The organism is Candidatus Poriferisodalis sp. (assembly GCF_965208895.1).
Lineage (GTDB): Bacteria > Actinomycetota > Acidimicrobiia > Acidimicrobiales > Poriferisodalaceae > Poriferisodalis.
The window spans coordinates 194,764-219,586 of the sequence record NZ_OZ242363.1 but is presented as its reverse complement, the minus strand read 5'-3'; the positions used below and the strand labels follow the sequence as shown (position 1 = coordinate 219,586).

19 protein-coding genes are annotated in these 24,823 nt (G+C 66.6%); 9 read left to right on the top strand and 10 right to left on the bottom strand.

All coding sequences use genetic code 11. The annotated features are described in order from the left end of the window. Window positions 1–21: 21 nt before the first annotated feature. Window positions 22–2,550 carry a CoA transferase gene (locus ACOGJB_RS01025; protein WP_419838982.1) on the bottom strand — a complete coding sequence of 843 codons (2,529 nt, stop codon included), beginning with the start codon at window positions 2,548–2,550 and terminating at the stop codon, window positions 22–24. A gap of 97 nt (window positions 2,551–2,647) precedes the next feature. Here ACOGJB_RS01025 and ACOGJB_RS01020 point away from each other — a divergent pair, with 97 nt between their 5' ends. The 3 genes from ACOGJB_RS01020 to ACOGJB_RS01010 all read left to right on the top strand — a co-directional run bounded on the left by ACOGJB_RS01020 (window position 2,648) and on the right by ACOGJB_RS01010 (window position 7,610). After that, window positions 2,648–3,814 (top strand): hypothetical protein, encoded by a 1,167-nt coding sequence (locus tag ACOGJB_RS01020; RefSeq protein ID WP_419838981.1) that lies wholly within the window; start codon window positions 2,648–2,650, stop codon window positions 3,812–3,814. Between the two features lie 230 nt (window positions 3,815–4,044). After that, a complete protein-coding gene (locus ACOGJB_RS01015) occupies window positions 4,045–5,667 on the top strand; it encodes a carboxyl transferase domain-containing protein (protein WP_419838980.1) in 1,623 nt (540 codons plus the stop codon). 32 nt (window positions 5,668–5,699) lie between these two features. After that, window positions 5,700–7,610 carry an acetyl/propionyl/methylcrotonyl-CoA carboxylase subunit alpha gene (locus ACOGJB_RS01010; protein WP_419838979.1) on the top strand — a complete coding sequence of 637 codons (1,911 nt, stop codon included), beginning with the start codon at window positions 5,700–5,702 and terminating at the stop codon, window positions 7,608–7,610. Between the two features lie 61 nt (window positions 7,611–7,671). Here ACOGJB_RS01010 and ACOGJB_RS01005 read toward each other — a convergent pair whose 3' ends face one another. Next, window positions 7,672–9,009 (bottom strand): M24 family metallopeptidase, encoded by a 1,338-nt coding sequence (locus ACOGJB_RS01005; protein WP_419838978.1) that lies wholly within the window; start codon window positions 9,007–9,009, stop codon window positions 7,672–7,674. Between the two features lie 179 nt (window positions 9,010–9,188). On the opposite strand from ACOGJB_RS01005, the gene ACOGJB_RS01000 reads away from it, so the two are divergent. After that, a complete protein-coding gene (locus ACOGJB_RS01000) occupies window positions 9,189–10,085 on the top strand; it encodes an MOSC domain-containing protein (RefSeq protein WP_419838977.1) in 897 nt (298 codons plus the stop codon). A 66-nt stretch (window positions 10,086–10,151) separates the two neighbouring features. Here the strand turns inward: ACOGJB_RS01000 and ACOGJB_RS00995 are convergent, their stop codons facing one another. Both ACOGJB_RS00995 and ACOGJB_RS00990 read right to left on the bottom strand, forming a co-directional pair. After that, a complete protein-coding gene (locus ACOGJB_RS00995; RefSeq protein ID WP_419838976.1) occupies window positions 10,152–11,378 on the bottom strand; it encodes a CaiB/BaiF CoA transferase family protein in 1,227 nt (408 codons plus the stop codon). After that, window positions 11,375–12,796 carry a CaiB/BaiF CoA transferase family protein gene (locus tag ACOGJB_RS00990; RefSeq protein ID WP_419838975.1) on the bottom strand — a complete coding sequence of 474 codons (1,422 nt, stop codon included), beginning with the start codon at window positions 12,794–12,796 and terminating at the stop codon, window positions 11,375–11,377. Before ACOGJB_RS00990 ends, ACOGJB_RS00995 begins: the two co-directional genes overlap by 4 nt. A gap of 278 nt (window positions 12,797–13,074) precedes the next feature. Between ACOGJB_RS00990 and ACOGJB_RS00985 the strand changes: the two genes are divergently transcribed. The 3 genes from ACOGJB_RS00985 to ACOGJB_RS00975 all read left to right on the top strand — a co-directional run bounded on the left by ACOGJB_RS00985 (window position 13,075) and on the right by ACOGJB_RS00975 (window position 16,128). Continuing rightward, window positions 13,075–13,467, top strand: a complete 393-nt coding sequence (locus tag ACOGJB_RS00985; protein ID WP_419838974.1) for a limonene-1,2-epoxide hydrolase family protein — start codon at window positions 13,075–13,077, stop codon at window positions 13,465–13,467. A gap of 7 nt (window positions 13,468–13,474) precedes the next feature. Then, a complete protein-coding gene (locus ACOGJB_RS00980; RefSeq protein WP_419838973.1) occupies window positions 13,475–14,254 on the top strand; it encodes an SDR family NAD(P)-dependent oxidoreductase in 780 nt (259 codons plus the stop codon). Window positions 14,255–14,379: 125 nt separating this feature from the next. Further along, window positions 14,380–16,128, top strand: coding sequence for an N-acyl-D-amino-acid deacylase family protein (locus ACOGJB_RS00975; RefSeq protein ID WP_419838972.1), 1,749 nt, complete (start codon window positions 14,380–14,382; stop codon window positions 16,126–16,128). A 155-nt stretch (window positions 16,129–16,283) separates the two neighbouring features. Here ACOGJB_RS00975 and ACOGJB_RS00970 read toward each other — a convergent pair whose 3' ends face one another. Continuing rightward, a complete protein-coding gene (locus tag ACOGJB_RS00970; RefSeq protein ID WP_419838971.1) occupies window positions 16,284–17,516 on the bottom strand; it encodes a PLP-dependent aminotransferase family protein in 1,233 nt (410 codons plus the stop codon). Then, window positions 17,516–17,920 (bottom strand): nuclear transport factor 2 family protein, encoded by a 405-nt coding sequence (locus tag ACOGJB_RS00965; RefSeq protein WP_419838970.1) that lies wholly within the window; start codon window positions 17,918–17,920, stop codon window positions 17,516–17,518. Before ACOGJB_RS00965 ends, ACOGJB_RS00970 begins: the two co-directional genes overlap by 1 nt. 172 nt (window positions 17,921–18,092) lie before the next feature. Between ACOGJB_RS00965 and ACOGJB_RS00960 the strand changes: the two genes are divergently transcribed. Continuing rightward, window positions 18,093–19,454, top strand: a complete 1,362-nt coding sequence (locus ACOGJB_RS00960; RefSeq protein ID WP_419838969.1) for an ABC transporter ATP-binding protein — start codon at window positions 18,093–18,095, stop codon at window positions 19,452–19,454. Window positions 19,455–19,533: 79 nt separating this feature from the next. On the opposite strand, the gene ACOGJB_RS00955 is transcribed toward ACOGJB_RS00960, so the two are convergent. From ACOGJB_RS00955 to ACOGJB_RS00940, 4 genes are all read right to left on the bottom strand, one after another. Next, entirely contained in the window at window positions 19,534–20,421 is an 888-nt protein-coding gene (locus ACOGJB_RS00955) for an LLM class flavin-dependent oxidoreductase (RefSeq protein WP_419838968.1), read from the bottom strand. Between the two features lie 71 nt (window positions 20,422–20,492). Then, window positions 20,493–21,221 (bottom strand): M48 family metallopeptidase, encoded by a 729-nt coding sequence (locus ACOGJB_RS00950; protein ID WP_419838967.1) that lies wholly within the window; start codon window positions 21,219–21,221, stop codon window positions 20,493–20,495. Between the two features lie 110 nt (window positions 21,222–21,331). After that, complete coding sequence (locus ACOGJB_RS00945) at window positions 21,332–22,897, bottom strand: acyl-CoA carboxylase subunit beta (RefSeq protein ID WP_419838966.1); 1,566 nt, start codon at window positions 22,895–22,897, stop codon at window positions 21,332–21,334. Window positions 22,898–23,039: 142 nt separating this feature from the next. After that, window positions 23,040–23,516 carry a hypothetical protein gene (locus tag ACOGJB_RS00940; protein ID WP_419838965.1) on the bottom strand — a complete coding sequence of 159 codons (477 nt, stop codon included), beginning with the start codon at window positions 23,514–23,516 and terminating at the stop codon, window positions 23,040–23,042. A gap of 211 nt (window positions 23,517–23,727) precedes the next feature. On the opposite strand from ACOGJB_RS00940, the gene ACOGJB_RS00935 reads away from it, so the two are divergent. Then, the gene (locus ACOGJB_RS00935; RefSeq protein ID WP_419838964.1) at window positions 23,728–24,819 is read left to right on the top strand and encodes an LLM class flavin-dependent oxidoreductase; all 1,092 of its coding nucleotides are present in this window, start codon (window positions 23,728–23,730) and stop codon (window positions 24,817–24,819) included. Window positions 24,820–24,823: the final 4 nt, after the last annotated feature.

Sequence of the window (24,823 nt, the reverse complement as noted above, 5' to 3'; positions counted from 1 at the left end):
CGGAGCCGGCGCAGCGAGCCCTCAGCCCAGTGCCCCAGCGGCGGCGGCGTCAGCGATCTGTTCGTCGCTGAGACCGAGTTCGGAGCTCAGGACGTCGTAGGTGTGCTGGCCGAGCATGGGGGCGGCGTGGCGGGGGCCATGGTCGTAGCCGGCGATCTGGTACTGGTGGCCGGAATAGGGCACGGTTCCCATTCGGGGGTGCTCCAGCCACCGGTGGAAACCGCTGTGGGCATACTGCGGATCCGCGAGCAGGTCGCTGCTGCGCTGCACCATGCCCGCCGCGATCCCAGCGCCTGCCAGGAGTCGTTCCAGATTTACGGCGTCTTGGGTGCCCGTCCACGCGGAAATCTCGTCGTCAATGGCATCGTGGGCCGCGAGCCTGCCTTCCAGAGTTGACAACTCGGCTGCCTGGGCCCACTCCGGCGCCCCCATCAGCCCGACCAGTGTCTTCCATTGGGCGTCGTCGCCAATCGTGATGGCGCACCACCGATCCTCGCCCTCGCACGGGTACACACCCTGCGGTGCCACATCGGGATTCCGGTTGCCGTTGCGGGTGGCCACCGTCCCGCTGCCGGCATAGTCGGCCAGCTCAGGTGCCAGGAATTGCAGGCCGCATTCAAGCTGTGCTGCCTCGATGACACAGCCCTTGCCCGTGCGGCGCCGACGATCCAGTGCCGCGAGCAGTGTGGCGGTGATGATGCGGGGCGAGATCGTGTCGGTATAGGCGAGATACGGCCCGTCCGGCGGCAGATCGGGCCACCCCACGACGGGATAAAAGCCGGCGATGGCAGCGGCGTGATAGCCGAAGCCGCCCATTCGCGACAGCGGGCCGCCGCTTGCCAGCAGCGACGTATGTACCACGATGGCGTTCGGGTTCAGCTCCGCGATGAGATCGTCGTCGGCGATGTTGCGGGCGAACGTTCCCGGCGTCCACGATTCCACGACGACATCGGCCCAGGCGATCATGCGGCGGGCGATGTCGACGCCCGCAGCCGTCTTGAGGTCGATGTCGATGCTGAGCTTCGACGTGTTGAACGTACCGAAGAAGTGCGCCATGTCGACATCGATGACGTTGTCCTTGAACGGCGGATTCGCGCGCAGACCGTCGATACGACCGGCGGATTCGATCCGCACGACCGTTGCGCCGTGGTCCGCGAGCGACTTTGCCGTGATCGGGCCGACGCCGATCCAGCTGAAGTCCGCGACCCGCAGCCCTGCGAAGGGAAGCTCGCTGTTTCCGACAGCCCACGCGTTCGGTTCGGGCGCGGACTCTGGCGGCCCGGCTGCTCCGCCAGGCGCTGCGGTCACCTCGGCGCTCCCAGCCTCCGCCCGGATCTCCGCTCCGTGCTCGTCAATCAGCGGCGGCCGTCGCCGCGTGCCGATGCGAACGCCGTCGATCGTCGCCGGTCCGCCCGCAAGCTCCACGCCTGAGGTACCCGCGAGCTCCACCGGACGCCAGAAATCGCGTACCCGCAGGTGCTCGAATTCGACCAGGTCGGCCACTGTGTGAACAGGAGCGATGGTCTCGCCCAGCTCCACCGATCGCTCCAGGAGTTCAGCGTTGGTGTGCCGCTCGCACAGCCCCACCATCGCTTGGTAGAGCTCGTCGAACGTGCGGCTGACCGGCTCGCCCCTCGAGGCTCGCAGGTCGTAGGTGTCCCAGTCTTCGTCGTGCCAGCTCTCGTCGGCCAGGCCCTCTTCGATGTACCACTCCAGCAGCCGACCAGTTGCCACTCCTCGAGCAACGCCGATCGCCCACCCGTCCCGGGTCCGGTAGCGCATCTGCAGCGGTGCGGCAAGGTTCACCATGGTGCCCGAGCGCTGGAAATCCCGACCGCAGATGGCATGGGTCTCCATGGCGTTCAGCAGCGTCCACGTCATGGCGGCCTGGGCCGACACGGCGACATGCTGTCCATCTCCGAGGACACGCATGCGGGCATGGGCCATCAGCCCTGCCGCGGCGGCCTCTGCACCGGCGTGGCGCCACGCCTGTGCGATCGAGGCCTTTACCGGCGCCCGCTCGTAGACGCCCTGCATGTTTGCAGCGCCGCCGAGTGCCGCCAACGACAGCTCCGAGGCAGGATCGGCGCTGCGAGGGCCGTCGAGTCCGAACGGCGTGACCTGGACATGGACGACCCGATCGTTCAGCGAGCGCAGATCCGCATGGCGGACGCCAGCTTCGGCCAGCGTGCCGGGCACGCCGGATTCGTAGACGAAGTCGGCGCTGCGCACGAGACGCTCGAAGACTTGGCGGTCGTCAGTGTTGTCGAAGTCAAGAACGACAGCGCGCTTGTTCGAGTTATAGGCGCAGAACTGCCAGCTGCGCAGGTCCGCCGAAGCGGCATCAGTGTCTGCCCCGCTGGAGACCCGAAGCGGCAACGCCGAACGGGCCGAGCTTCCTCCCGGCGGCTCGATCTTGATCACGTCGGCACCCAGCTCAGCCAGCATCCACGGACCGAGTTCGCCGCGGTGATCGGTCAGATCCAGCACTCTTGAACCCGCAATCGGAGCCGTCGCCGAGTCGGGAGCGATGTTGTCGAGTGGATCCATCTGCCGTCCGTGACCTGGTTGCCGGCCTGCTGCCGCAATGCGTCGCCCCACGACGATACGCAGGCGACCGGGGTGGCTGTGCGGTTAGCTTGCCCCGATGGCCTCGTCTGACTCCGGGGGACGATGGCTCGGGCCGCCCGAGCTCGGCGACGAGATGCTCGCTCGCGTCCGCGCCTGCGGGGAGCGCAGCGATGCCGAGCGCATTCCCGACCGCGGCATCATGGCCGATCTCGGTCGGCTGGGTCTCATGCGCCTGCTCGTGCCCGACGAACTCGGCGGACTGGGTCGCCATCCAGCGGAGTTCATCGAGTTCACGCGCCGGCTGTCCTATGAGCACCCCTCGACGGGCTGGGTCGCCATGACCTGCAACGAGGAAGCCGAGATATTCGCGGCACATCTCGAAGCCAAGACCGTGTCTGGCTTCTACGTCGAACATCCCGACGCCGTCATCGCCGGCTCGGGTGTGCCTCGGGGAGTTGTACGCCCTGTCGAGGGCGGCTGGTTGGCGAGCGGGCGCTGGACGTTCGTCAGCGGTTGCACCGCAGCCGACTGGTGGGTGGTGGCCAACGTGGTGGAGGGCACGCAGCCCAAGGACCTCTGCCACATCCTGATCCCGGCCGACCCGGGCCTCATCGAGGACACTTGGCATACCGTGGGGCTGCGCGGAACCGGCAGCAACGATGTGGTGCTCAGCGAGCACTTCGTGCCGGCTCACTATGCGGCGGTGGTGGCCAACTACTCGCTTCCCAAACCGAACGAGCACCCCTTCTACCGCCTGCCTTCAGGCCTGCGATTCCCATTTCCCAAGACCGGCGTGGCGTCGGGAATCGCCCGCCGCGCAATCGACGAATTCGCCGCGCTGGCCGACACGAAGACCCCGCTGTTTGCCCGCTCGGAGTTGGCGTCGCGACCCGATGCGCACGCCGCGATGGCCCGCGCGGAAGCCTTGCTCGGAGCTGGCCAGGCGTTCGTGGCCGATCAGCTTGATGAGATCTGGAGCACCGCCGCCGCGCATGGCGAAGTGACGCCCGCCCAGCACGCCCGCGCACGGCTGGCATGCTCGTGGAGCGTCCAGAATTGCATCGAGGCGGTCGAGACGCTCGTCACCGCAGCCGGCAGCACTGCCAACTTCACCGCTTCACCGCTCGGCGGGCTGCTCAACGACGTGCGAGCGGTGGCTGGACACTTCATGGTGGGCAGCTACCAGATCGACACGGCAGGCCGGGTGCTGCTGGGCCAGGACTCAGGCGACCGCAATTTCTGACGAGACCTGGGAGAGTGCGCGGATAGGTGCACCTTCCCGTTGTCGCACCAATTGTTTCCCGCTCTTGTTCGCTGTCGCTCACGGGCCGCTCGGGCCACGGCTTCGCCTATCGGCTCAGCCTCTGATCGCTGTGGGCGCGGATCGCGTGACAGCCAATAGCTATGGCCCGTGCGCGACCCGTACGATCTTCGGCGACAGAATCGCACCCGGCTGATGGGCATCGCTGGCAGATGAGACAGTTCGCAAGCCGCATCGACACCCACGGCGACGGGTTCGCCAAGAATGCTGCCGCGTACGGTGACCTGCTTGCCACGCTGCGCGATCGCCAGCAGTTCGCCATTTCCGGTGGCGCAGGCCGGGAGCGCTCCATCGAACGCCACCACTCTCGAGGCAAGATCCTGCCGCGGGACCGCATCGACCTGGTCTGCGATGCCGCAACGCCGTTCCTGGAACTCTCGACGCTGGCCAGCTGGGACATGTACGACAACAGCGCCCCCGGTGCGGGCATCGTCACCGGTATTGGCGTTGTCTGCGGTGTCCCGTGGATGTTCATCGCCAACGACGCCACCGTGAAGGGCGGCTCACTGCTGCCGATCAGCATCAAGAAGCATGTGCGTGCCCAAGACATCGCCGCAGAGAACGGCCTCGGCGTCATCTACCTCGTCGACTCGGGCGGTGCGTTCCTGCCGTTGCAGGACGACATCTTCCCTGACAAGGACCATTTCGGCGGCAGCTTCTACCGCCAAGCCCGGCTCTCGGCGCAGGGCCTGCCGCAGATCTCGGTGGTGCTCGGCGGCTGTACCGCGGGAGGGGCGTACGTTCCGGCGCTCAGCGACGAAGTGATCATGGTCTCGGGCATCGGGCGGATCTATCTCGGCGGGCCCCCGATCGTGAAGGCGGCGCTCGGCGAGATCATCGAGCCCGACGAACTCGGCGGCGCCGCACTGCACACCCGGGTCTCGGGTGTGTCCGATTACATGACGCCCGACGAGCGATCCGCCTACGGCAAGCTGCGCGAGCTGTGCGCAGCCGCCAACCAGCGATCGGTTGGCCACCGGGAGAACTGGTTGTCATGGACGCAACCGGAACCGCCTCACTACGACCCAGCCGAGATCTACGGCGTCGTTTCCGCTGACGACCGCATCGGTTTCGACGCCCGTGAGATCATCGCCCGTCTCGTCGACGGTTCCCGCTACGGGGAGTTCAAGCCCGAATGGGGCAACGACATCACCTGCGGCTTCGCCCGGATCTGGGGCTTCCAGGTCGGCATCATCGCCAACAACGGGATCATCTTCTCCTCCGATGCGCTGAAGGCCACGCACTTCATTGAGCTCTGCGAGCAGCGCCGGGTGCCGTTGCTGTTCCTGCAGAACACGACGGGCTACATGGTGGGCAGCGATTCGGAGGCAGCCGGCATCGCCAAGCACGGGGCGAAGATGGTGTCCGCGGTGGCCAATGCCACCGTGCCGCGCTACACGGTGCTCATCGGCGGCTCATACGGTGCGGGCAACTACGGCATGTGCGGGCGCGGCTTCAACCCTCGGCTCCTGTTCGCCTGGCCGAACAGCCGCATCGCCACCATGTCCGCCGAGACAGCCCAGACCGTGCTGGTCGACATACGCCTCGCGGGGATGCGCGGCACCGAGACCACCGACGAGGAGATCGCTGCGATGCGGGCTGAGGTCGCCGACCAATACGAGCGCCAGAGTGATCCGTACTACGCCACCGCACGCTTGTGGGACGACGGTCTCATCGATCCCGCCGACACTCGCGACGCTCTCGGTCTGTGCCTCGCGCTGGCGGCCCGACAGGACGCTCCCGCACCAGGCGGCGGCCTCGTGTACCGGATGTAGCCGGCAGTCGTGTTCGCCAAGAGGCTGACGCCATGAAGCTGCTGGTCGCCAACCGGGGTGAGATCGCAAGCCGCGTCTTCGCGACTGCACGGCGCTTGGGATGGCGCACCGTTGCGGTGTTTGCCGAGCCTGACAGGGACGCGCGCTTTGTTCGCGAGGCAGACGAATCACGATGCATCGGCCCTGCGGCGCTCGACCAGTCGTACCTAGACATCAACGCCATCTTGACGGCGGCGGCCGAGACCGGTGCCGATGCCGTCCACCCCGGGTACGGCTTCCTGTCCGAGAATGCGGGATTCGCTCAGGCCGTCGGGGACGCCGGGCTGACTTGGGTGGGCCCTCACCCCGATGCCATCGCCCAGATGGGCGCCAAGGTGGAAGCGCGGGCCATCGCAGAATCGGCGGGCGTCCCGATCATTCCGGGCGCCGCGACCGGCGACCTCAGCGCTGCGGCTTCGGGAATCGGCTACCCGGTGCTGGTCAAGGCATCCGCCGGAGGCGGCGGCAAGGGCATCCGCATCGTGCGTTCGTCCGACGAGTTCGATGCTGCCCTTACAGCGGCACGCACCGAGGCGCTGCGTTCATTCGGCGACGATCGGATCATCGTCGAGCGCTACATCGAGCGTCCCCGCCACGTCGAGGTGCAGGTGGTCGGCGACCAGTTCGGCAACGTCATCCACCTCGGTACGCGTGATTGCTCATCGCAGCGGCGCTACCAAAAGCTCCTCGAAGAAGCGCCGGCACCGAACCTGCCCGATGCCACTCGCGACGGTCTGCACGGAGCGGCCGTGGCCCTCGCCCGCCACATCGGGTACGACAACGCCGGGACCGTGGAGTTCATCGTCGATGCGGACACTGGCGAGTTCTTCTTCCTGGAGATGAACACCCGCCTGCAGGTCGAGCATCCGGTCACCGAGGCGATCACGGGGCTCGACCTCGTGGAACTGCAGCTACAGGTCGCAGGCGGGGCAGCCCTCGGCCTCAGACAATCCGATGTGACGTTCGGCGGCCACAGCATCGAAGCTCGCATCAACGCCGAGGACCCTGTCGACGGCTTCAGCCCCCGAGCGGGTCCCGTTCGCCATGTGCGAGTGCCGTCCGGTGTCCGCTGGGACTCCGCAGTCGAACCCGGCAGTGCAATCACGCCGTACTACGACCCTCTCGTGGCGAAGCTCGTAGTCGCCCGACCTGACCGCGAGACGGCGCTCGACGCTATGAGCGAAGCTCTCGATGGACTCGTACTCGGCCCGGTGCCGACCAATGCGGGATTTCTGCGCTGGCTCGTCGAAACCCCGCAGCTACGCAGCGCAGAGATGACCACCGACGTGATCGACGCGCTGAGCGCCGACGAGATGCCTGCGCCCCCGACGAGCGACCAAGTCGCCGGGACTGCCGCGACAGCATGGCTGGCCTCGATGCAACACGACCGAGTTCGGGACGACAGCGGCCCGTGGGCATGGCTCGGGCCGTTCCGGCTGACCGAGCACCGATCTGTGGCCGCGGTGCTGCTGCGCGACGCTGCGGGCGATCTTCATGAGGTGGCTGCCGCATCGATCAACGACGCTGAGTCGAGCGTCAACGTCACCTCGAGCGCCGATGCGGGCTCAGTTGCCGTCAACCTGTACGGCTACACAGTCGCCTTCGACGTGCCAGATCGGTCCGACGCCTGGACCCCGACGGCAACCGATGACACGGGTTCGGTCGACGCCATTGCGGCACCGTTCCCAGCCGTGGTGGTCGAAGTGAGCGTCGTGCCCGGCGATGTTGTGGCCTCCGGCGACACCGTCGTAGTGGTTGAAGCCATGAAAATGCTCCACTCGCTCTCGGCGCACGGCGCCGGCACCGTCGCCGATGTTCGCTGCGCTGCGGGCGATGCCGTCGAGGCGAACCAGGTGCTGGTCAGCTTCGTAGGGGCTGACCCGGAACCCGAAGAGCTGAGCTGATCGCAACAGACGTATCGGCTGCGGCGGGCTACATCGAGGGAATCAGGTGCTCAGCGCGTAGCTAGACGAGACCGAGGGGCAAGTTCGTCAGCACCTCGTTGCCCATATCGGTGATCAGCACTTGCTCTTCCAGCTTGACGCCTTCGCCCCCCGATCTCGGGCCGACGAACGCTTCCACGCACACGACCATGCCGGGCTCGAGCACGCCGTCGTAACCGACCTGATCCCACTTGTGGCGGAACATCACCGACGGGTACTCGTCGCACAGGCCCACCCCGTGCGCCAAGGACGTGTAGTGGCGGTATTTGTCAGGATCGGGGTACCAGGACGCCTCGGAGAGCTCCCGGAATGTGGTTCCAGCTTGGAACAACTCGGTATTGCGCCGGATCTGCTCTGCTGCCAGCGACCACGTGTCGTGCTGGGAAGCCGACGGCCGGCCATCGCCGCAGAGCCAGGTACGCGACATGTCGACGCATATCCCGTATGCCCCGACCAGGTCAGTATCGAAACCCATCAGCTCTCCGGCTTGCACTCGCCGGCTGCTGGCTTCGTGGTACCAAGGATTGGTTCTCGGCCCCGACGACAGCAGCCTCGTCTCAATCCACTCGCCGTAACGACGCACACTGCCCGCCCAAAAGGCCGCCCAGAGGTCCAGCTCGCTCACGCCGGGCTCGAAGATGGCTTCCATCTCAGCGATGGCGGCCTCGCACGCATGCACTGCGCAGCGCATGGCCCGGATCTCCTCGACGCTCTTGACTGTGCGCGCCGTCTCCATGAGCGGCTCCCCCGCCACGATGGCGATGCCCTTCGATTCCAGCGCGCGGGCGGCGCCCAAGTCCAGCCGGTCGACTGCCACCCGGCAGCCGCTCAGGCTGCCTGCGGTCCGAGCGTGCTCTGCGACGAGACCAGCAACCTCGGCGGCCCAGCGGTGGGCGATCTCATCTGCCCGCGGTCCGGCGAGGAAGTGCGTGTACGACGGCGCCGGGCGGATCTCGTCGACGACCTCGGAATGCGCGTCGAGAAACTCGCCGTCGGAGAACTCGAAGACGACGACGGGACCGTCGGTGTTCACCACAGCGAAACGGACCGCATTGTGCATGGTCCACAGCGACATATTGGTCGTGTCGGTGGCGTAGCGGATGTTGACCGGGTCGTACAGCAGCGCCGCATCGCAGTCTGCGCCTCGCAGCTGCTCGCGGACGCGTTCCAGCCGGTAGCGGCGCAGAGCCGACCGGTCGGGAAGCTGAAGTCCTGCCGCGATCCACTCGGCCTCGAGCTCGGGGCCCGGGCCGATGGCATGCATGTTCAGCGCTGTGTGGTCAAGCAGCCATTCGGGGGCTTCGGCACGTCCGACGCCGATCTTGGGCCGGTGGCGACGTTCGAATCCCTGCAGTGCCATGCCTGGGCGTCCTTCGGGAGGTCTGCGAGGCCTCGCAGAGAGACCGAGACACTGATGCGCTGCGAGCCTAGGACAACGCGCATTGGCGAACCTCCTCGCTGACGAACTGATTGTTTTCCGCTCTTGTTCGCTGCGCTCACGGGCCGCTCGGGCCACGGCTTCGCCTCTAGGGTCTGACCATGACAACCGAGAGCCACGGCGGCGGAACGCTCAGCGGGATCACCATTCACCCCATCAAGGGCTGCCGCCGCGTCGAGCTCGACTCGGTCGTGATCACCCAGACGGGTCTCGATGGCGATCGCGCTTGGCAGGTGGTGACCATCCCTGACCAAGACGGCGCTCTCGGCGAGGCCGTCACGCAGCGCCAGAACGCAGCGCTTGCCACCGTGGTTCCGATTCCCATCGACGGCGGCTTGACCATCAGCGCACCCGATGCCGGCACGATCGACGTGAAGCGGCCCGATGCCAACGACGTCACCGTGCGGGCGCTGATCGGCGACGAGGTGGCCTGCGCCGACGCCGGGGACGAAGCCGCCGAGTTCTTCACCGAGGTGCTGGGCTTCGGGGCCAGGCTCGCAGCGCTCACCCCCGAGTCGTCCCGGCCCATGCGGCTCTTTCGAGGTCGCCTCACTGGTTTCGCTGACGCGGCGCCGGTGCTGGTGGCCAACATGGCTTCACTGGACGATCTGGTTGCTCGGGCCTCAGAACCGTTCGGGATCGAGCGCTTCCGGGCGAATCTCATCGTCACCAACAACGAACCATGGTCCGAAGACACGTGGACCGACTTCTCGATCGGAGATGCCGATTTGGTCGCACGGGTTGAGTGGCCTCGCTGCTCCGTCCCTCAGATCGACCAGGACACCGGCGAACGGCACCGCGAGCCCGCCTTGGTGCTGCGCAAGCACCGCTGGTGCTATTCCGCGGAAGGCTTCTCGAAAGGCATGCGGGGAATGCTGGAAGGCAATGCCATGTTCGGCATCGGCTGCACCATCGATCCCGAAGGCGCTGTGGTGTCGGTGGGCGATCCGGTCACTGTCTCAGCTACCGGTCCGCCGCTGCTCGCACCGCCCCGCTGAGGCCGCCGACTCTTTCGGGGTCAGCCGCTGAAGCGGAGCACGCTCCGGTCGATGAGGTCGGCGGTCTCAGGTCAGCTCGCCGAGAACCTCGTCGGTGTGCTCGCCCAGCATCGGGGCCCGCTGCCAAGCCCACCAGTCGCCATCTGTGGTGAACGGCGAGCCGGGCACCGTGAAGTCGCCCAGCACCGGGTGGGATTCGGTTCGCCACCAACCCACTGCTTCGAGGTGCGGGTCGTGGCGCAGGTCGCCGACAGTGTTGACCGGGGTGATCGGAATGCGTCGACGCTGGCCTTCCACGAACAGCTCCTGCTTCGTGAACTGAGTTGTCAGTTCCTCGACCCAAGCATCCACCGCCTCAAGGGCCTCGCGGCGCACCACGATGTCGACGAAGATCTCGTCCAGAATGCCCTCGTTGCCGGTCAGCTCGTGCACCCACTGTGCCATCGCGTTCCAGTGGGCCGGTTGGATGGCGATGATCGCCACATGACCATCGGACGCTGGATACAAGCCCATCGGGCTCGTGACCGGTCGACGATTGCCGGCCCGCGGCCGCGGCACCTGGTCGTCGAGGTAGAGCGGCACGCCGGTCTCAGGCGACAGCCACAGGCCGACTTCCTGCAGCGACAGATCGATGGTCTGGCCCAGCCCCGGCTCGCCGGCTGCCGCGGCCTGGTTGCGCGCACGCACCGACATCATCGAGCCGATGACCGCGTGCAGCGACGCCCCGTGCATCAGCACGCCGATCTCGCCCGCAGGTGCCAGCGGCGGTCCGTGGGGAAATCCCACGGTGGACGCCAGCCCGCACGATGCCCAGCCGATGAGGTTCGACGAAAGCCAGCCACGGCGCGGCCCAGTCATGCCGAACGGCGTGATCGACACCCACGTCAAGTGCGGGAATCTCTCGACGATGCCCGCGACACCCAATCCCCCCTGGCCGCTGTTGGCGAGCCACGGGTAGCTTTCCTGGGTCCCAGGCAGCGCGTCGTCGAGCACCACATCGGCCGAACCGATCAGTGCGACCAGAGCTTCGGCATCGTCGGCGTTGGTCGGATCCAGCACGACACTTCGCTTCGAGGCGCCGAAGTACGCCCACCACAGGCTCGCTTCGAGACCCTCATGGCCCGGTGCCAGCGGCGGCATCCTGCGAATCGGATTGCCATCAGGCGGCTCCACGCAGATCACATCGGCGCCGAGCGCCGCCCACACGCGGGTGCCGTATGCGCCTGACAGGCCGGTCAGGTCGAGCACCCGCACGCCCGCCCATGGGCCTGACCCTCGCTGCGCGACGTTCACGCCGCACCGCCGGTGACGTTGCCGTGGGCGTCGTAGATGTCGGCGATCCCGAGCGATTCGTACCACCGGTCGAAGGGGCGCTCCAGGGTGACCTCGGGCCGGGCGTCGGTGAACGCCAACCCGTCGTCGACCAACTGCTGCGCTTCGCTGTCGGAATAGCCGAGTTCGGCGAGCACGTCGATCGTGTCGCCGCCCATATTCGGACCCGCACGGGTGACATAGGGCGGCGTTCGGCTCATGCGCAGCGGATTGCGCACGAACAGATCCCGTCCCAGCCTGGGGCTCGGCACCACCGAGTACGGGCGGCGGTCGTGCACCTGCGGGTCGACCATCACGCCGCGATGATCGAGCACCTCGTAGGCCGCGACGCCCAGGGCTTGCAGCTCAGCTGCGGCCTGCTGCGCGCTGCGACGGGCGGTCCACGACGACAGCTCAGCGTCGATGGCGTCATGGTTGGCGATGCGGTCAGCGAGCGTGTCGTGCGGGTAGGTCGCCAGCGCCTGGCTCCCGCTGCCGTCGTGCGCCTCGATGGCCGACCATTCGGCGAGCGCCGCAAGCGAGAGCCACGCCTCGTCGCTCTGCACTTCGATGGCTACCCAGCGGTCGTCGCCCGCGCAGGGGTAGATGCCGGCGGGTGCTGCCCACGACACCCGGTTGCCGTTGCGGAACGGCTCCGGCACGCCCAAGTCTTGGCCCAGCAGGTACGGACCCAAGAACGACACGGTGGTTTCGAGCTGACTGATGTCGATGAATCGACCCTCCCCGGTGCGGTCGCGTTCATGCAGAGCGCTGACGATCGCCAACATCGCGTGCAGACCGCCCATGTAGTCCGGCGGTGCGATCGAGGGAATGCCGGCTGGCTCCTCGTGGGGGAAACCCGTCAGCGCATCCCACCCCACCAGCGGGGCCTGGTTCGGTCCGAAGGCTCGGAACGGGTAGTACGGCGTGTCGGGGTCCACGCCGAATCCGGTCATGCCCGCATAGATGATGTTCGGCGACACTTCAGCCACCGAGGCGTAGTCGAGCCCGAGCTCGGCCATGCCCGGCGCGGCGAAGTTCGTCAGGAAGACGTCACAGGTGGCCAACAAGCGCTTCGCCGCTTCGAGCGCCTCGGGCAGTTTCAGCTCAAGACCCACCGATCGCTTGCCGGCCGACATCTCAGGCACGTAGGGACTGGTGTCGCAGAAGACATCGGCGAGCTCTGGATCACGCGCCCATGCCGAGCCGAACGCTCGCGCCACGTCGGGATAGCTGTGGGCCTCCACTTTGAAGACCTCGGCCCCGTGATGTGCCATCGCCTTGCCACAGCATGGCGCCGCCACAGCGATGCTGATCTCGAAGACCCGGACCCCTTCGAGCGGCCTCCGCTGTGCTGTGCGGGGCGCAACGGCCGCTTCGGATCGCTGCTCAGCTTCCATAGCCCGGCGACCTTAGAGGACGCGCGAGAGGTGATCGTCCCCATTGTCGCACCAGTTGTTTCCCGCTCTTGTTCGCTGTCGCTCACGGGCCGCTTCGGCCACGGCTTCGCCTGTGGGCTCAGCCTCTTGCTCGCAGCATCCGTGACCGCTGATGCCCTTCCTCAGAGCCGTCACAGCGGCACTGGATCGTGCCGCGTGCTAGGACAAGGACCGCGCCGAAGCACACGCAGAGGCCCGTAACGCCAGTGCGTATCCGGACGAGAGAGGACAAGCCAACCATGTCAGATTCCGCCACCGACTCGCCCACCGAGGTCGTCGGCAAGTTCATCGCCTGCATCGAAGCAAAGGACCTCGACGGAGCGGTCGCCCATGTCTCCGACGACGTCTACTACGACAACGTGCCGGTCGGCGACATGAACGGCCCCGATGCCATGAAGGAGTTTCTGGGGGGCCTGACGAGGGGCGACGGCCCTGTCGAATTCGAAGTGCTCCGCCAAACCGCCACTGGCAACACCGTCATGAACGAACGGGTCGACCGCTTCCACACCGGTTCGGGCCGACAGATCGAGCTGCCCGTCATGGGAATCTTCGAGGTCAACGACGGACTCATCACGTTCTGGCGCGACTACTTCGACAACGGCATGTTCATGCGCCAGATCAAGGGCGACTGAGCCCGCCGTGGCCTACCAGTACGACGGCTTTGACCTGAGCGGCAAAGTCGCAGTCATCACGGGCGGCAACGGCGGCATCGGTCTCGGGTACGCCCGAGGCATCGCTGCTGCGGGCGCCGACGTCAGCATCTGGGGCACCAATCCCGACAAGAACGCCGCTGCTGAGGCGGAGTTGCAAGAGATCAACCCCTCCGCCAGCGCGCTGCAATGCGACGTCTCCGACGAGCAACAGGTCGAAGAGGCCATGGCAGCGGTCGTCGAGCGCTACGGGCGCGTCGACGCCTGCTTCCCCAACGCCGGCATCGGCACGCAGAACCAGAAGGGCTTCCACGAGCATTCCAACGAGGACTGGTTCAGCGTCATCGACGTCAACCTGCACGGCGTGTTCTTCACGCTGCGGGCCGCAACCCGCCAGATGATTGCCCAAGGCGAAGGCGGGTCGCTGGTGCTGACCTCCAGCGGCACGGCCATCCAGGGCGCTGCACGAGGCCAGGCATATGCGGCCACCAAGGGGGCGATGCTGGCGATGATGATGGGGCTGTCGGTCGAGATGGCTCGTTACAAGATCAACGCAAACGCCGTCATCCCCGGCTGGATCGACACCGCCATGACCGAGCGGCTGTTCACCTGGGACAAGTTCGTCGACAACGTGATGCCGCGCATCCCGATGCGCCGCTGGGGTGTGCCCGACGATTTCGGCGCCATCGCGGTGTACCTGATGAGCGACGCCGCCCGCTGGCACACCGGCGACGTCATCAAGATCGACGGCGGTTTCAGCATCTTCTGACCTCAGGCGCCTAACATCGCTGCCACGGCGGTGCCGGTGGGTCGGGGGCCCAGACGGCGAAACCGTCAGATTGATACCGGGGCGCTGCGGGTTCGCGCGTGCCGGACTCCAGTTGAGGGGGACTCGTGGAGGAATACGACATTCACATCAAGGACGGCACGATCGTCGACGGGACACGGGTGCCGAGCTTTCGGGGGGATCTGTGGATCTCCGACGGGCGAATCGCCCAGGTCGGCGGCCGTCCCGACAAGCCGGCCCGCGAAGTGATCGACGCCGGCGGCTGCATCGTCGCTCCGGGCAGCATCGATCTGCACACCCACTACGACGCGCAGATCCGCTGGGATCCTTACTGCTCGATCTCGAGCTGGCACGGCGTCACCTCGGTCGTGCTCGGCAACTGCGGTTTCGGTTTCGCTCCGTGCAAGCCCGACTTCCGGGAACGCTCGATGCTCACAATGGTGCGCACCGAAGCGATCCCGCTGGCCGCAATGGAAGAGGGCATGCTGCCGAAGTGGGACTGGGAGACCATCCCGGAGTACCTCGACTCGCTGGACGCGGCCCCCAAGGGCGTGAACGTCCTGCAGTACATGCCGACGGCGTCGCTGATGATCTACGTGATGGGCCTCGAAGCTGCGAAGTCGCGGCCGGCCAACAACGCCGAGCGCAAGGAGATGCAGCGACTGCTGCACGAAGGCATGGACGCCGGGCTGTGCGGCTTTTCCATCCAGCGCCTCGGCCCCAACTCCACCCAGTCCGACTTCGACGGCACGCCAATGGTCACCGACACGATGATCGACGACGACATCTTCGTGCTGGCCGAAGTGCTGCGCGAACGTGACGAGGGCTTCATCCAGCTCACGCAGGCCACGAGCGCCGATGTCAACAACCCCGAAGACCTCACCTTCAAGCGGCGGCTGGCCGAGGTCAGCGGGAGGCCGATCATCGACAACGTGGTACCCGTCAGCCAGCGCAACCCCCGGGTGCACGAGGAACGGCTCGAGTGGCTTGAGCAGGCCCACAACGACGGGCTGCGCATCTTCGGTCAGGGTGCTTCGATCCGCACCGGTTTCGCGTTCTCGCTCGACGAGTGGAACCTGTACGACTCGAGCCCGGCGTGGCGCGAGGCCACCACGGGCACGGTCGAGGAGAAGATACGAAAGATGTCTGACCCGGCCATCCGGGAGCGCCTGCGCGCCGAGACCGACGAAGCGGCAACGCTGTTTGCGAACACGCAGGGCGCTGTCGGCGGGCCGCCTCGCAAGCTGGTCGTCCAGGGCGTGGCTCGCCGGGGAGACATGCAGAAGTACGTGGGCAAGTCACTCGGCGAGATCGCGGAGATGGAAGGCAAGCACTACATCGACGTGATGCTGGACCTGTCGCTCAAGACCGACCTGAAGACCGAATTTCTGGGTGAGGGTCCCGACTTCAACGTGGACCACATGTCGGCGGTGTACACCGATTCGCCGTACACGATTCCGGGCGTGTCCGACGGCGGAGCACACACCAAGTTCTTCACCGGCGGTGCGTGGACGACCGACTTCTTGGCGTGGATCGTGCGTGATGAGCAGCGGGTGACCGTCGAGGAAGCGCACTACCGGATGTCGGCGCTTGCCGCCCATGCCGCGGGCTTCAAGGACCGCGGCGTACTCAAGGAAGGCGCCCCGGCCGACATGCTCGTCTACGACATGGACGAACTGGCCATCGATCCCGAGTGGATCGGCGAGGCGGTTTACGACCTGCCCGGCGGCGAATGGCGCCGCGTCCAGCGTGCCCACGGCTATCGCCACATCCTCGTGAACGGCGTCGAGACATTCCAGGACGGCGAGTGCACGGGCGCCACGCCCGGCAAGCTCCTGCGCCACGGCCGCGGCTAGCACCTTTTGTCCTGTCGCCCGGCGGGGCGGGTCCTGTCACCGCCGTGTCTCCTGCGCGGGCGCGAGCGCCCGCGCGCCCCGCAGTCGTCGCAAGCTGCGGCTGCGGGGACCCCGTTCGGTGCCACCCACCCCGCCTACCTGACCGCTGCTGGCAGCTAGTTCGCGGCAATCACCTCGGCGAGGGCTGCGACGCCCTCGCTGATGTCCTCCGCCGACAGGCTGCCGAAGCACAGCCGCATGCGGCGCGCTCCCCACTCGGGGTCGACTGACCAAGCGGCGCCTTCGTTGAATTGGATGCCTCGCGCCGCAGCGGGTGCGAGATAGCGGGCCGTGTCTGTTCCCGGCGGGAATGTCAGCCAGACGAAGATTCCGCCCTTGGGGTCGGTCACCTGCACTGGTCCGCCGAGCTGGATCGCCACCCGGGACAACGCACCCAAGTGGGTGTTGACGGCGTGGCGCATCACCGCACACTTCTCTCGTAGCGTTTCGCGCAGTTGGTTCACGTGGTCGTCGAAGTGCGCCGCTGCGTACTCGGCGAGCACGAGCTGTTCCAGTGCACCCGTGCCCGCGTCGTCCTTGAGGGCCATCAGCTGGCGCACGATCGGCACGTCGCCGACGATGTAGCCCACCCGCAGCGCCGGCGCGATCGACTTCGAGAACGAGCCGCAGTAGATGACCACGCTCTTTTCCTCCGAGTCGGCGCAGTCGAGCGCTCGCAGCGTTGGCGGTCGCTCGCCGGTCCACTGGAGGTCTGAATAGCACTCGTCCTCGAAGATCGGCACGCCGAAGTGCCGGGCGATGGCCAGGATCTCCCGTCGGCGCTCGACGGGCATCACCGAGCCGGTCGGATTCTGGACGGTCGGGATGGTGTAGATGAACCGCGGCGGTGTGCCTGCAGCAGTCAGCTCATCGAGCAGCTGTTCGAGCCGCTGCGGGACAATCCCATCGTCGTCGAGCTCGACTCCGACGCACCTGGCGCCGCGCCGGGCGACTTTCGAGATCATCCCGCCGTAGGTGGCCTCTTCGGCAACCACGACATCGCCCGGACGCAGGAACGCTGTATTGACGAGGTCGAGCGCCTGCAGCGAACCGGACACCACCAAGACCTGCTCGGTGCTCGTCGGCATGTGCGCGTTCGCCGCCAGCGATGCGGCAACGAATTCGCGCAACCCCTCGAAGCCCTGGGGATTGCCGCCGAGGTTGTAGGTGGCGAGCTCGGAGCCGTGCTTTGCGAGTACCGCCATGGCCGCTTCGGTCAGTCCACCCACCGGCACACTCGGCGAGTCGTTGTTCCCGCCGACGAAGCTGAAGCGCGGGATCGGCGTCCAGGCCCCGGCTGGCTGCGGCAGGCCCTCGACCATCTTGGCTGCCATGTCGAACGGGGGCATCAGGCGTCCGAGGCCACGATCCGCTGGGCGAACAACCACTGCCCGTCGACCTTGCGCACGATGTCGTCGTAGTGTCCGACCAGCAGGATCGTGCCGCCTTCAGGCAAGGGCTTGACCATCTGGATGTGGCTGAACACGGTGGCTTGATCGGCGTCACCGTCGGCGACGACGTTGGTCACCCAGTGCTGCGCTGAGTAGAACTCGGCGTATTGCTCCTCGGTGGAGTAGGCCTCGGCGAAGGCCCGCAGCTCATCACGGCCGTTGAACGTGCCGACAATCCCGATGAATTGCCCGTCCGGTGTGAACGTGTTGGCGTATCCGTCAGCGTCGCCAGTGTCGATCGCCTTGTTGTAGCGAGAAATCAGGTCTCGGATCTCTACCCGGTCGTCGTTCGTCAGTGCCACAGCGCTCCCCCACGGTCTGTCGGGCGTGTCGCCGTCAACCTACTTCGGCACAGATCGCGAGGCTCCGGCCCGCTGTGCGTTAGCTATGCCTACCGGCCTGCAGCAGGCAGCGTCACCATTGAGCATTCACCATTCTGGATACGTACCGACTCCCTTGCTTATACTTCGACTGGTGCGCACGGTCCGGGCATTTCGGTCGAGGCGAGACCGGCGACACGCCGACCCGGCAGCGCCGGACGATCTGGCTCGCAACGGCCGAGATCGGCACTGGCCGGGGGCGCGCTCCATCATCCTCGACGGCATCTCCCACTCCTACACCCAGGCTCCGCCGCTCGGTTCCTCCGATGGCGGTGACCTCACCGACGAGATTTCCGGGGGCTGCTACTCGGTGCAGGACCTGTCCCTGCATGTCGCGCCGGGTGAATCCGTTGCATTGCTCGGCCCCAGCGGCTGCGGCAAGACCACGCTGCTGCGACTCATCGCGGGGCTGGAACGCCCCCTCGCCGGCACCATTCAGCTCGGCGACAGGTTCGTCTCGGGACCGTCGGGACGGGGCGGCACATGGGTGGCACCTGAGTCACGCCGAGTCGGGATGGTGTTCCAGGACTGGGCCCTCTTCCCTCATCTCACCGTGGGCCGCAACGTCGGCTACGGGCTTGAGCGGTCCAAGCGAACCCCCGACCGCATCGCCGAAGCGCTCGAATTGGTGGGTCTCGGCGGCTTTGCCGAACGCATGCCCGCAACGCTCTCCGGCGGGCAACAGCAGCGTGTCGCCTTGGCGCGTGCGCTTGCGCCGCGCCCGGGCGTGCTCCTGCTGGATGAGCCCTTCTCCAATCTGGACTCGTCGCTGCGCGAGGACGTTCGCAGCGAGGTTCGCCGGCTGCTGATCGAACTGGGCATCACGGCGGTCTTTGTGACCCACGACCAGGACGAGGCGTTTGTCGTCGGCGACCGGGTCGGCGTGCTCTGCGAGGGCCGCCTCGCACAGGTCGACACGCCCGATGGCCTCTACCGACGGCCAGCAGATCCGTTCGTAGCAGACTTCGTGGGCACGGCATCTTGGCTGCGCTGTACGGCCTCTGGCGGGGTCGCGCACACAGCGCTGGGCCGCCTGCCGCTCGGCGGAGCAGACGCTGCAAATAGCAACGGCGCTCATTCCGACGTACGCGCAGCCGATGCAGCGACTGATCCCGTGACCGGCCCGGTGGATGTGATGCTCCGTCCCGAACAGCTGCGTCTGGCACCGGGAACCGCGGCGGAGGTCGAGCTCGTGGAGTTCTACGGGCACGATTCGATGGTGGTGGCGAACCTCGACGGCACCCATCTGCGGGTGCGCTGCGGGCCCGATCCGAACGTCCGGCGCGGCGATGTCGTCGCAGTCGAGTTCATCGGCACCGATGTCGTCGCATTCGCCCCACGCGGCCAGTCCGCACACAGCCTCTTCGAGAAAACCCTGGAGCGAGCCGAGGTGCGAAACCCCGCGGGAACCGACAGCTCACCTACTCCTGCCGAATTGGAACTCTTCGCCGACTGATCGGCTGACCCGCTGTCGGGGATCTGACCCCAAGATCGAGCAGCGCCATCAGGCCGAGAGCGCGACCACTGCGGGCCGCTCAGCGCGCGCGCAGCGGAGCGATGACCTGTTCTGCGAATCGATGCGCCGGTTCGGCGCTGTCAGGGTTGCCGAAGTCGAGCACGAAGTGGCGGATGCCGACGTCCACCAGCGAGGCCAAGAACTCGACGTACTCGGCCGACTCGCTGTCAGTGGTGGGCAGTGCGCGTTCAACGGTGGTCGACATCTCCAAGCCGGCCGGATCGCGTCCGAGCCGCTCGAGCTCGTCTGCCACGATCCCGCACTTGCGACGCAGTGATTCGAGATCTCGCCGCCATGGCGTGTTCCAGATATCGGCATGGCGGGCGGCCACCCGTAGGCCGATCTGCTCTCCTGAGGCGCCGATGCAGATGGGCGGGGCAACCTCGGGCAGCGGCGGCGCCGCCGCACCATCGATGCGGTAGTACTCGCCTTCGAAGCTCGGGTCGTCCTGCGTCCACATCAATCGGCAGATCGTGATGACCTCCTCGAGCTGGGCAAAGCGCACTTTGGGTGACGGGAATTCGTAGCCGTACGCCTCGTACTCGTCGCCGCGCCAGCCGGCGCCGATGCCCAGGATGAAGCGGTTGCCCGACAAGTACTGCAGCGTCGCCGCCATCTTCGCCGTCAGCGCCGGCGGCCGGTAGCCGTGCCCGAGCACGTGATGGCACAGCTGCACCCCGTCGAGACGCGCCGCACACCAGGTGATCGTCGTCCAGGCTTCGAGGAACGGGTCGGTCTTGGCGTCGAAGCCATAGAAATGATCGGCAATCCACAGCGAGTCGAAGTGCCCGATCACCTCGGGCAGGAGCCACTCCACCTGGTCGGCCACGATCGACCGGTGGTTGCTCCAGCGGTTGCCGATGCATGGCGACAACCATCCAAACCTGAGTGCATTCTCCGCAGTCACGGTGTCACGCTAACTGGGTGGCCCGACCTGCCTCCGGTCCGGTGGACCGGCATCCGAGCGTCCAGCGATGATCACAGCGGCAGCGTTCCCTCGACCGAATGCAACGCTGCCTTGCGCTCGGCAACATCGGGGAGCACTTCGGCGACGAGTTCCCAGAATGCGGGTCCATGGTTTCGCTCGGTGAGGTGCGCCAACTCGTGAACCACGACGTAGTCGAGGAGTCGCGGCTCCAGCATCACGAGCCGCCAGTTGAACCGGAGAGCACCGTCAGCGGCGCAACTCCCCCAGCGCTTGCGCTGATCCCCGATGAGTACTTCAGGCTTGGCGCCACGCCCCAGGTCGGGCCACCATCGCTCGACGCTCGTCGAGACGTGTTCGAGTGCACGGAGCCAATACCACTCGTTGACGGCACTGCGAATCTCGTTCGCAACATCCTCTTCCGCCACCTCAAATGGCAAGAACACCTGCAATTCCCACGGTCGAAAGCGCACGTCGACATCGAGAACGACACCATTCTCGACGACGACATTCAGGTCTCGCCCAAGGTAAGGAAGCGAACTGGGCAGTTCGCTCGGGCTCGGTGCAGCGCGGGCTGCCGCCAATCGATCGAGGATCCAACGCGCCTTCTGCCGGACGAACCCGTGTATCTCGTCGGGAGGAGTCGCTACGGGCACTGCTACACGGACACCGTCTGGGCCCACACTGAGTTGCATCGTCTTGTGCCGCCGCGTGCTGCGCCTGACCTCGAATCCGATGACGGCGTCACCGAATCGGATCTGGTCGATCTCGGAGAAGATCACCCCGCGATAGTGCCCTCTCGCGCGGGCAAGGCCCATCTCATTTTCTGGAAGTCCTCATGTGTGCACCGGTTCGGCTCGCGCCGGGCCTGTCGCGCCGCGCGCCCAGCACGTCAGGGACGCACGGCGCGCTTGTTCGGTCGGCGGGCCAGCTCTGCGAGCACCGGCTGAGCCAGCTTCACGAAGGTGCAGGCCAGCCGGCGGGTCTCGCGGGGGTCGATGAGGTCGACGACATCGCCGTGCATCGCCGCCTTGAACGGCGATCGCAGCCGCAGCAGTCGCTCCTCGATCATCTCTCGATGCGCCTCAGGATCGGGGGCCGCGTCGATCTCGCGTCGGTACGCCGCCGCTACGCCGCCCTCGATGGGAATGCCGCCCCACTCCCCCGCCGGCCACCCGAAACGCAGGTTGAGCGCATGGGGCAGCCCGATGCTGTTCGGTGCATCGGCAGCCACGCCGTAGGACTTGCGTACGTTGAACTCCACCTTCGGCACGCTCGCTTCTGCCGATGCGATCAGCGCCCGCACTCCCCGGCGCATCGTGGCCTTGCGCTCCGCAGCCGAGCCCAGCATGAATCCGGGCATGTCCAAGAAGATCACCATCGGCAGGTTGAACGCGTCGCACAGGTCCACGAAGTGCGCGTACTTGTCGGCACCGTCGCCATCCATCGCACCGGCCAGCCGCATTGGGTCACTGCCGACGACACCAACGCTGTAGCCGTCGAGCCGGGCGAAACCGGTGATGATCGCCCCGGCATAGTGACGGCGCATCTCGAAGAACTCACCGTTGTCGACGACGTGGCGGATCAGCGCCCGGGCGTCGTAACCGGCTCGGCGATTCGTGGGGATGATGTTCAGCAGCTCTTCGGGCCGGCGATCCGGCGGGTCGCCGGTGTCGACACGCGGCGCCACCTGCGACACCGTGTTCGGCAAGTACGAGAGGAACGCGCGGATCTGGTCGAACGCGTCCTCCTCGTTCTCGGCCACGTTGTCGACCTGACCGCTCTCGTACACGTGCATCCGATAGCCGCCGAGTTCCTCCTTGGACAGGTTCTCGCCCGTGGCCCGCTGCACCACGGGAGGCCCCGACGGGAAGATCTGCGACTGGCCCTTCACCATCACCGTGAAGTGCGACATCAACGCTGCGGCCGCAGGCCAGCCAGCCACCGATCCCATGATCCCCGCGGCCACCGGCACCTTGGTCAGCATCTCCACGCCTTGCCACCACATGTCGCCCGAGGGCAGGGCCATCTGGCCCGACTCCTCGTCGGACCGCGAGCTGTGGCCGACACCCTCGCGCAGTTGCACATACGGGATGCCGTAGGTGATGGCCAGCGGCTGGGCGAATTGGTGCGGGATCTTGTGGACGTTGTGGGGGCTGCCGCCCGAGATGGTGAAGTCGTCGCCGCCGATCGCCACCGGCCGGCCGTCGAGCTCGGCAAGGCCCATCACGTAGCCGCCCGGCGTGAACCCGATGATGTTGCCGTCGTCGTCATACTCCGGGCCGCCCATGAGACCCCCCATCTCGATGAACGAGCCCGGGTCGGCCATCTTGGCAATGCGCTCGCGCACCGTGTAGCGGCCGCCTTGGTGCTGGCGGTCGATGCGTTCAGGCCCGCCCATCTCCGAGGCCAGCTCCTTGAGATACGCAATCTCAGCGATCGCGTCCTCCCAGCTCATCCCCGGCTTCCATGTCTCCCGATCCGGGTCAACTGGCATCCATGCGCTCCGATCTCATCGGCCCGATCGCGTCGTCGGTCGCACCTGCGGTGGCCCGACGGTCGCCAACCAAGTCCCTACGAATGTACGTGCCCAAGCAGTCTCACGACCCGAGCGGCGGCTCAGGGCCCTGGTACTCCAGGAAGCAATAGCCCAAGCTCGTCGCGGCAATCAAGCCAGATTCCCCCGAGTCCTCAGTTGTGAATCCCGTCACTACGTCGCCGACGTTGAGAACGATTGGTTCTCGTGCATCGCGCCGCGACCGTGACTGGCCTTCCGGCAGCTCGGCAGTCGCTGACGGTCGAACCGTCACGGAGCGGCATTCGTCTGCCGAGAGCATGTGCCACCGCCACCAGCCGGCTCGGATGCCCTCGCCGACCCTGCACGAGACATCTGGATGGTCCTCGCCAAAGTCGCTCTGCCAATCGAGCAGCTCTGCCGGCTCCGGACCTGAATGTGCCCTGCAATGCCAGAGCCCAGCCGACTGCGGCTCGGCACATGCACCCAGCAGCGATGCCACCAGAATCGCCGCCATGGCTACGGGCGCCCGCTTCTGCACCAATTGGCGAAGGCCGGTCACAGCGAACAGAACAAATGCCCGCGCGCAGCAGGAAGCGCGATCAACACGACCGTCGCGATCGCTACACCAGGCAGCCACCAGGCCCGATTCCGAAGACGGGTCACCGTGCTGACTCTATGTGGGGAAGTGTGACGGCGGTTGACGACGGCAGTAGGTTTCCGAGCTGAGGCGTCGGTGTTTGAGGCGCCACTGAAGCAGACAGGGGATGCACATGGAATTGGGACTGTTCACGATGCCGAGCCACCCGCCCGAGCGCGACTTGCGCGAGGGCTGGGAGTGGGATTTGCAGGTCATCGAGTGGGCTGATGAGTTCGGCTTCGGCGAAGCCTGGATCGGCGAGCATCATGCGGCGAAGTGGGAGCCGCACCCCGCCCCGGATTTGCTGACGATCGAGGCGCTGCGGCGGACCAAGAACATCCGCATCGGTCCTGGCGGATTCCTGTTGCCCTATTACCACCCTGCCGAGCTGGCCAACCGGATCTCGCTGCTGGATCACATCTCCGAAGGCCGGCTGAATTTCGGTGTCGCCGCCAGCGGCCTCCCCAGCGACTGGGAGATGTTCGGCGTCGACGGCATGGCCGGAGAGAACCGCGAGATGACCCAGGAGTCGGTCGAGTTCATCCTGAACCTGTGGAGCCAGGAGCCCGGCTGGACGCACGACGGCAAGCACTGGAAGGGCTCGGTCCCCCACGGCATGCCCGACATGGAGCTGGTGCATCACCTGCGGCCGCTGCAGCAGCCGCATCCGCCGATCGGCGTTGCCGGGCTCAACTCGCCGTCGCCGACGCTCGAGATGGCGGGCGAGAAGGGCTGGATCCCATTGAGCCTGAATCTCAACCCGCAGTACGTCAGCGGGCACTGGGATTCCTACGAGGCTGGAGCTCGCCGAGCCGGGCGAGAGGTCAGCCGCAGCGACTGGCGGATGGTCCGCGAGGTATTCGTGGCCCCCACCGACGAGGAGGCCTGGGAGCTGTCCTACGGCGGGATGATGGGCAGGATGATGACCGACTACTTCATCCCCCTGCTCGGCGCCTTCGACTTCCACAAGTTCCTGGTGGACGAACGCAATCCACCCGCGGGCGGCGAAGTCACCGTCGAGTACTGCGCCCGCAACAACTGGTTCGTGGGCTCGCCCGAGACCGTCGCTGCCGACATCGAGAAGGTGTACGCGGACGTCGGCGGGTTCGGTCACCTGTTGCTGTTCTGCTTCGACTATGCCGACAACCCCGATGCGTGGCGTCGTTCGATGGACCTGCTGGCCAACGACGTCATGCCCCGCGTGGCGCACCTGACCGGCGACTAAGAGG